We start from the raw sequence: 8,994 nt of genomic DNA, 5'->3' as shown, positions 1-8,994 counted from the left end.
TGATCTTATTCTTCGTGCTGAAGGATTAGAATGCGGTGTTCATGGCACGCTTACTCTTCTATATACATAACTTTAAACTGTATTTGACCAGTTGAGATGGTTTGAGCGGAAAACTTCAACACCAGTTCGACGGATAGTCTCTATCCATTGATGTGCGTCGGATTCACTAATAGACTCATAATTCATAGCACACTGCTTGATTACCCGATGCTCATTTTCTAGTGTTGTAGGCATCAAACCAGCATCATCTGTATTGATACAGACGCGAATAGCCCCCGTTCTGATACCGAATTTATTCGAACTACCACCAGGATTGAGGCTCTCTCTGTTAGGTGGCATCCATCTAAAAATCGGGTGTTCATGGTAATTGTTCAGTCTGCCAATATAAATGTTCGATGTTGGACATGCTTCAAGTATCCATTGCGATTGACTAACCTTCTCTAGCATGAAATCTTGAATACCTTGAATTAAATCAAGTTCCGCATTAGATAATGAGTCAATAAGCTCACCCTTATCATGGTGCAATCTATTTATAGAAATTTCTTTCTCATAACTAATCGATACTATTTGGTCATGGTCAAAGTCATGACGTCGACGGCTCAAGTAATCTTGCCATAGTGCATAAGCAGACTTTGGTTGACTTTGCGGATCAGCTTTCTTGGACTGCTGTATTAACTTTGCATCTGGAACCCACAATAGATATTCATCATCCAAGCACTCTGCATTTTGTTCGACTGTAATTGGGCAATTCCTTCTCATCTGCCAAGCTTGATAGAGCAATCTAGGCGAAAACTCTTGGTTATGAAGCTCGACACAAAAATGACGAATTTTTTCTGAGATGATTAAGAGCGCAGGCTGAAACTGTGGGTTTTTAGCAACCAGTTCAAGTCCTATATGGTAGCACCAAACCAAATTATCCAAGTGCTCCTGTAGAGGTAGATATATATGTTGTTGCCTAGATATCCAATTATGAACGTCCACTCCTAACGCTAATCCATGCCCAATGCGATCTCCTGGCTGGTATTCACAAAAGAGAACGGCTTCGTCAACCACTCGAAGGCCACTTAGGATATGACTAAAATCTTCTCCAGCGTGAAGAGTGATAAAAGGTTGTCTTAAACGTACTTCTGTGGGAAATCTGAATTTGTGCTTAGCATTTCTAAGTACCCTAAGTGCTGGTGCAAATACTTCTATAGGGAGCTCGTTTTCGTTACCCGCCACATCAAATCCCCTCAACATTGCTCTCAGATCCGCCTGTTCATACTCTAGGGTATTTCGTTTAAAGATAGGAAAAGAGCCAAAAGTTAACGAACTATAAAAAGACTGTATCGTTCTAACAGTTTCCTTGCTTCGTTTCCTTGCGATAGCATATCTGCGATTTTGCTCCTGCTTACTAAACCCTCTTGTAAAATGGAAAACGAAGTGAACCTGCTTATCTTTACCTCTCTCTAAATATGACTGTGCGAGTTTATGAAACGCCCTGTAATTCGAATCACTTATTCTAAACTCACGAAAAGTATAGTCTTCTAGGTCATACATTTGAGATTGTTCACGATAATTTATGCTAGATACAGGTTTTCTGTAGTTAAAATTGAAGTAACGAACGAAATCTCCAAGTCCAACACCAGAGACCACCATATAATTGCGTAGTATTGACGACGTCACGATAAACGCTGTTAAACACTTTTTTGAATGTGGGTTTCGAACACGACGTAAAAGCAAAGAGACAGCCGTTGTTATTAATATCCAACTCGCATGATGACCGATGTTAGCAGCAGCATGTATTAATGCTGATATATCGTCTTTGGGGTGTGAATCTGTAAACTCAGAAGCATGTCTACTGATTCTGTAGGTATGCAATGACTTCCAATCATACGATGAAGACTTCTTATCCCATGTTTTTCTTTCTGAGTCTGAAATTATTAAGCCAAACAAACGATGTAATAATACAGGTAAACAAGTAACATCTATGGATTCGCTATTGAACAAACTGTGTTCTTGCCTAAATGGCCAACGACTCTTATCGGTGCTAGGTCGCTTATTTAGGTGTAGCGCAAATGCGGCCATAGAAAGGCTATAATGTCCATGACCTCCCAAGTGAACATGGTTATCTGCTACAGGCTCGCCATCAAACCTTTTGGGTAATGCATTAGGGCACTGCTGTAATGTTAGTTTGACTACTTGTTCTACAGATATAGTTTTATTGTCTATAAGCTCAGCATATCCACAACCTATAATCCATGCAGGGTCGATCTGAGCAAGCAATGCTAACCATAGTTCAAGTCTCTCACTTTTAACTTCAAATCTATCACCTCGCCAACTAACAAAACCGTCACGAAGTTTGGTTATCACAGAAACTAAGTCCAGTGGCTTTTTGATGTCGACCCACTGTGCTAACGCAAGATCTATATCTTCCTGTCGCAGCCTACCTGGCATATACGCCTGATAATCTCTCAAGGCCATCCTATATAAATGTTTCTGTTGCTTCTCTTTAGCCACTGAGTGAAGCGGAGATTCGACTAACTGGTTCAATAACCGATCAGACCCTAACAGTACAGTTGGTACCAGCCAATGCAATGGTAAACTATGCATTATTTATTCTTCCTAGCCAGTAACGCCTTATAAACATCCCAGTGGGATTTATGGTATTTTGCTTCATCGGGGTTTTCACCAAGCTCATCTAGTACCATTTTAGTCATACGTTCTAACTGAGTATCGCTTAAGTCATTACTTTTAATAGCAGACTCTAGTTTCTTAGCTGTATCAAAGAGCTTACCGCTACCAAACCATTCTTTTAGGGCATCAATTCCCTGTTTCGCAGTAGAAGCAAGTTTAGATTTTGGTTTACTCATAGCTGCGCCATCAGAAGAACTCCGTGTTACTCCATTCTGATTAGTTATTGGTGCGGAGATTAAATCAACACATTCGCTAATATCAACGCCTTCACCGAGATCTATGAAAATAGGGTGAAGAGAAACTGCATTTATAAACTGGGCAGCTTGACCTTCGTGGTTAAGCTCACGTCTAGAGCCCTCAACTTGGAATTCATTAATCCAGCCAACATTCTTCTGGTACGTTTTTGATTGAATTGAAAACTCCGAAAGATCACGCAACATGCTGTGAGTTGAATCAAGTGCTAAGTTTGCGGGAACAACGTTTCTACTACTCAAGAGGAATCCGAAAGCATTTACCAAGATATACTTGAAGCGCAAAATCGCATCTATCAAAGTGTCATCAGCATTATTACCTTTGTGATAACGTTCACGAAGCAGGTTTAACTGAGAAAACACTTTGTTAAAAACAGCAACTAAGAGAGCCAAAAGTCTTGTTTCATCGCCAACGAAAGATTTAATCAGATCTCGATTGCTATTGCTCCAACCCATTACTTTACCGATGAATTCATCGTAGTTCCCCGTATCTGCCTCCTCTTCAATTTCTACGCTTGATAATGAAACTGGGTCTTCATTAACATACTTAGTCGGGTTAAGAGCATGAATAGAATAAAAAGGAGTGGAATCCATAACCTCTTTAAGCTTTTTCTCACATTGCTCAGGACTCAGTTCTCCATAGAAAGACATGAGGATCGAAGTAGTTAGTAACTCAAACGCCTTACTAAAGTAAACTTTTCGTTGCTGACTACCTTGTGTTGCATAGTATGCCGAGTGAGTATAAAGCCCTAGTGTATAGCGATTTTTCTCATGGGCAGCATTTCCTCTCGTAATAGACATGTAATCAGTAAACATTTCTAATGGTGGCATACTGCGTATAACTCGAGCATCAGACAAGTTTTCTAAAAGACTCACATTATTCCCTATGCCTTTTGACTTATCGAAAGCTTGAGCAAACTTGACCTGTTCTTCACAGAACTTATGACTCGCCCAAGGAAGTCGTTCTGATGCTTGGTCTCTGATATTAAAGATAAGTAATTCGCTCAGTTTTAAAGGAACTTGAGTACTCGTGCTCTGCAATGCACTTCGGGCTAATGCATAGCTAGAACCATGCTGCTGACTTTCTGACCAAACACGTAACGACTCCCAGTTTTCTTCCATTCGCTTATCATCCTTCAAAGAAGATGGAGCGAGAAGTCTCACTAATTGCCCAACCTCACGGGCAGACTGAGGGCTTGGATATTCGGCACTTCTCTCTTGACCATTTAAAGAGCCGAAGAAAAACTCTTTAAAACTTTGTTGATATTCCTTGTATGAAATCCATTGTTCTGTGGCGTTAAGCTTAGAATCTTTAATGGTCAAGAGAGGAAGCAGAGCAGCAATAGGCTTAAGTGCAATTCGATAATGATTTGGTAAGACTTTAGCGAGATAAGCATCCGCGAGCTCGTTACTTTTCTTTGCCCCATACCCGTTAGGGACTTCATTATAACTTGTGTGATCTAGACTTTTTGTTAACTCAAGTTTTACTAAATGATGATAAAGTTCAAGCTCTCCACTAACTAGTGGTATAATATCAGGGCACGACAGACGCCTACGAATTTCTTCTAAAACGTCGTATGCATTTTCAAGAGCCATATCAACATCATCTATTGATATTACAATGGCATCACATCCAAAGATTAACTTAGACACTCTAATATACTCATGGAAAAGACAATCAATCTTAATCCCTGAGCTATATTGGATAATCTTATCCAATCCAACGTGTTCACTATGCTCTCCCGCGTACTGCACAGCTTCAGACAAACTTCTTAGAGCTTGGAAAAAAGAATCTTTAGCATTCTCTAGCTCTCGAGCAGACAACTTGGACGTTCCAGAGCTAATTACACTCATTACTTGATTGTAAATATGAGCAACAAGCACATTCGTAAAGCTATCGTGATCTTGAAGTAAGGTGGGATCAATAATAGGAGCAAAATACAGCGAGGGTAGATTATTGTCTGAGCGTCTATGGTCAACCCACAATGCTTGAGCGTTCTTTAGAAAAACTGATTTGCCCGTCCCACGCCCTCCACTGATAAGAATAGCATTGTGCAAGTTCTGCCCAACACCTTGAGAGTTAGGGGCGCACGCATAGTTCCTAGCCTCTAGTCCAAAATGTTCTAAGTGGTTTAAAAGCAGTTTAGCCGACTGCTGCTGCCACAACTCTTGAGCTGAGAATTGTTCATCATACTCTGGTTTAGCTAAGTCTAATTTGATCAGTTCCATTTAGAATTCATAAGTCTCTAATAAAAAACCAATAGAATATGTCTAAATTCATATGAAATCCATGACTTAACTTCAAGGAATGATAACTAAGAAAGGCAACAAATTGACTATATCGGAACAACCTATCTTTAGGCGCAACGATTTGCGTTCCAAGAGTGCAATGCATCTCGAAATCATCCATCTCCGTGTCAGTTAGTTCTTGGGTGACTTGCTGATTACGAAATTAGAAAACTACTAGCTCGATTCAGTGTAGGTATAGCAACGGTACTGGACTGTACAAGCAATATCGCTAGTTAATAATGCCAAAACCACATATGATACAAGGATAATATTCCTACTTGATACCTAAGGTGTTCCATGACTCTTGTATTTCACAAATTATCACGAAATTCACCATTACCTCCACAAGGTCAGAATTCTGTATTTCTAGTAGAAGATAACTGGGATGATTTTGGATTTAAAACCATTTTCTTTATAAAGGTTTTCGACGAAAATGGTACTTTTCACGATCTAGGTACGGTAAAAATTGGACATGTGGGTCAGAGTGAAGGTTGGACTTCAGAACAAATGCAAAGTCCATTTAGTAGTCTAAACGAAAACTTCTTCTCTCTTGGGCAAGAACCAGATTACTACCTAAAAGTTGCGGAAGATTTTTCAGAGGATTTTGCAGATACATTTCTCTTATCTATAAAAGATGTAGTGAAAAGTTCTATTTGTTTATCTATTGCGCAGCAAGATGCAAATTCACAAGCATCAGCGGGAAATGACTCTGTATTCAACACATCTCTATTGAGATCAATATCACTATCAGTAATAAAAGATCAGTTTCCTCGGATTCTTGCAGGTGGTCGCCCTCTTACTAATTTTGAGTTTTCATATGAAAAACGAGCAAATACTGCCTACTCAGGTATTAGAGCAGACTTTAGTGTCGATCCCGAGACTAAACCTTCAACGAATATTCATATTTTAATTGGGCGTAACGGCGTAGGTAAAACCACTTTATTAAACAATATGGTCGACGCACTATTACCCAATAGAGGAGAACCAGTCAATACAGGTTACTTTTTTAAGAATGGATTTATGGGGTCAGAATCGTTAGGTAATGACTATTTCAGTAGCGTTGTATCTGTATCATTCAGTGCTTTTGACCCTTTCACTCCTCCCGCTCCGCAACCCAACCCAAATCAAGGTACTTGCTATCACTATATAGGGTTAAAAACGATTAATCAGCCTATATACAACAATGAAGATAGGTTAAAGTCTACACCAGAGCTTTGTACCGAATTGATTACTAGTCTAAAAGTATGCCTATCCTTAAGCGGTAAACGTCAAAGATGGATAAATGCTGTCCGCAAGCTAGAATCTGACACTAATTTTGCTGACATGAACCTATGCTCTTTAATAGATATTGCTGATCTAGACCCTACAGAAGACAGACACCAGCTAGGTTCTGCTGCACAGTCAGTTTTCTCAAGGCTTAGTTCAGGACACGCTATCGTTTTATTAACTTTAACTAAATTGGTCGAAACAGTCGAAGATAAAACTTTGGTTCTAATCGATGAACCAGAAAGCCATTTACACCCACCTCTTCTTTCTGCGTTCACACGGGCTTTATCAGATTTACTATTAAATCGAAATGGAGTGGCCATAATCGCAACACACTCTCCAGTCGTTTTACAAGAAGTCCCTCTGAGTTGTGTTTCTATTCTTCGTAGGACACGTTTGGTTGGGTGTGTTGAAAGGCCGACAATTGAAACTTTTGGTGAAAATGTTGGCGTCTTAACTAGAGAAATTTTTGGTTTGGAAGTTAATAAATCTGGTTTCTACGGTTTGCTCGCAGACAGTGTTCGTGATGGGAAAAGCTATGACCAAATTTTGTCTGAATACCAACATCAATTAGGCTTTGAAGGAAAAGCGATTTTAAGAGCAATTTGTGCGAATACTGATAGAGAGGGTTCGATTTGAGAGCTATAAACCTTCCCTCAGTATCCTATACGGACGTTGTAAACACCTGCATTAGCAGCATACCATCAACGGAAATTCGTAATAGAGTCGAATCTATAGGAACAGATTTAATTAATGCTGGTAACCAGTACATGAGCTTGGCTCCAACAACTACCCTCTTCACCATACCGACGTTTCTAGGCAGTAATGAAGATTACGTCGTTGCTAATGTCACGAAGAAAGAACTCAAAGACCTATATAGTGCTCAAATGGTTCCAAGTTCAAAACCCAGTCGTAAGTACTATGATAAAATAAAGCTTTCTGCCCCTTTAGGGATTTGCCCTTTTTGTGGCTTCGGTCATGTATACACACTAGATCACTATTTACCAAAGGCAAAGTATCCTCTCATATCTATATTGCCTGTTAATTTAGTTCCATCGTGTAGTGACTGTAACAAAGGGAAGAGTGCTAGTACCGCATCTAATGCGGGAGAGTTATGTATGCATCCATACTTTGACCATGGACATTTTATTAACGAACAATGGCTTTATGCACAAGTTATTGAAACAACACCTATTACAATTACCTTTTTTGTCGCACCTCCAAGCACTTGGAGTCTTACAGATCAACAAAGAGTATCAGCTCACTTTTCTGACTTTGATTTAGCGAAAAGGTACTCTGTACAGGCTGCTAGCGAGCTAAGTACACTAAAGTATGAGTTGCAATATGATTTTGACTTCAGTGGTGGGTCTACTGGTATTCGACATGAACTCGATAAAAGAATTTTTGCGGCAGAGCAACAACATAAAAACTCCTGGAAGACAGCCATGTATCAAGCCTTGAAACTTAGTGGTAGGTATTGCAATGGTGGATTCAGATTAGAATAAGGCTTGTTGTGGAATAGCAAATTTAACCACCTTACTCGAGGTTTGCAATACCCTAGAAGATCCATGAATTGCTAATTTAGTAGTATCACTGACACAGACTTGTCCATGCGACATGTCTGCTCTGCCTTAGCTTCTACTTTCAGGTGTTTTCGTGTCAACGATGGTCTACAAGCGGATTTTCAGCTACACTGCTCGTTAGGTAAGAGAAGGATTAGTCGAATTGAAAAAGCCCTTCCACCCGCTCTATCGCCGAATTAATGTAGGTACTTCGGGAGAGGTTTAAAGTTAGAGCGACTGCGAAAAGCGTATATACAAAAAGGTAATTCGGTGATATCACGCCCTCACTTGTGGGGGCGTTTTTTTGTTTACAGATTTTGGTCTCTAATGTAAGGAAGTTAGTTGATTAAAGTTTATCTACTTTTCTCAGCATGATGTTCTTTGTTAACAGCCACTTGACCAACATTTTTGAATATAGCCGCGTTAAAAGTTCGGTTGCCAGTTAATTTCACTCCATAGCTAAGCATCTTGAATCAGATCCAGTAGAACATAATCCTTATCTAAAGTTGAATACGTTGATCTAGAAGATTACGAATAACCAATGTTCTATTAAGAGGCAGTTCGATTCAGATCATAATCAATAATTCACAGAGTCTGCATACTGTTGTTTTTACGAATATAATTCCAATTAAAAGGCAACCTTCGAAGGTGATTAGGTGACCCGAAATCTAACTAGTGCTCTGCTCCAGTAAGGTTAGTCAATCATCTTAGCGACAGTTAATCTCTGGCCTACAGGGGCTTACTACTGATTCAGCATCCAAAACTCTTTTCTTATGATCATTTCATGACCGCTTAATGAACCGAACGAACAAAACCACCAGATTAATAGGCTAACTTGTGAAAAACATCAAATTATATGCAGCCAAAGGGAAAAGTATCAGATTAAGAAGCTAGCTTGCGAAAAACATCAGATTAAATGCAGCCAAAGGGAAAAGTATCAGATTAAGAAG

Annotated in this window: 4 protein-coding genes; 2 read left to right on the top strand and 2 right to left on the bottom strand. The window is 39.5% G+C overall.

Annotated features, from left to right (window positions below):
- Nucleotides 1–72: 72 nt before the first annotated feature.
- Both rdrB and ACED25_RS21655 read right to left on the bottom strand, forming a co-directional pair.
- Complete coding sequence (rdrB, locus tag ACED25_RS21660) at nt 73–2,592, bottom strand: antiviral RADAR system adenosine deaminase RdrB (protein WP_371696069.1); 2,520 nt, start codon at nt 2,590–2,592, stop codon at nt 73–75.
- Complete coding sequence (locus ACED25_RS21655; RefSeq protein ID WP_371696068.1) at nt 2,592–5,156, bottom strand: hypothetical protein; 2,565 nt, start codon at nt 5,154–5,156, stop codon at nt 2,592–2,594. Before ACED25_RS21655 ends, rdrB begins: the two co-directional genes overlap by 1 nt.
- A 357-nt stretch (nt 5,157–5,513) precedes the next feature.
- Between ACED25_RS21655 and ACED25_RS21650 the strand changes: the two genes are divergently transcribed.
- Both ACED25_RS21650 and ACED25_RS21645 read left to right on the top strand, forming a co-directional pair.
- Nucleotides 5,514–7,121, top strand: coding sequence for an AAA family ATPase (locus ACED25_RS21650; RefSeq protein WP_371696066.1), 1,608 nt, complete (start codon nt 5,514–5,516; stop codon nt 7,119–7,121).
- A 131-nt stretch (nt 7,122–7,252) separates the two neighbouring features.
- Nucleotides 7,253–7,987 carry an HNH endonuclease gene (locus tag ACED25_RS21645; protein ID WP_371696065.1) on the top strand — a complete coding sequence of 245 codons (735 nt, stop codon included), beginning with the start codon at nt 7,253–7,255 and terminating at the stop codon, nt 7,985–7,987.
- The last annotated feature ends 1,007 nt before the right edge of the window (nt 7,988–8,994 follow it).

Source organism: Vibrio sp. 1F263 (assembly GCF_041439035.1).
GTDB classification, from domain to species: domain Bacteria; phylum Pseudomonadota; class Gammaproteobacteria; order Enterobacterales; family Vibrionaceae; genus Vibrio; species Vibrio tasmaniensis_A.
Note: the sequence above shows the minus strand (reverse complement) of the source record. Positions and strands in the feature narration are given on the sequence as shown.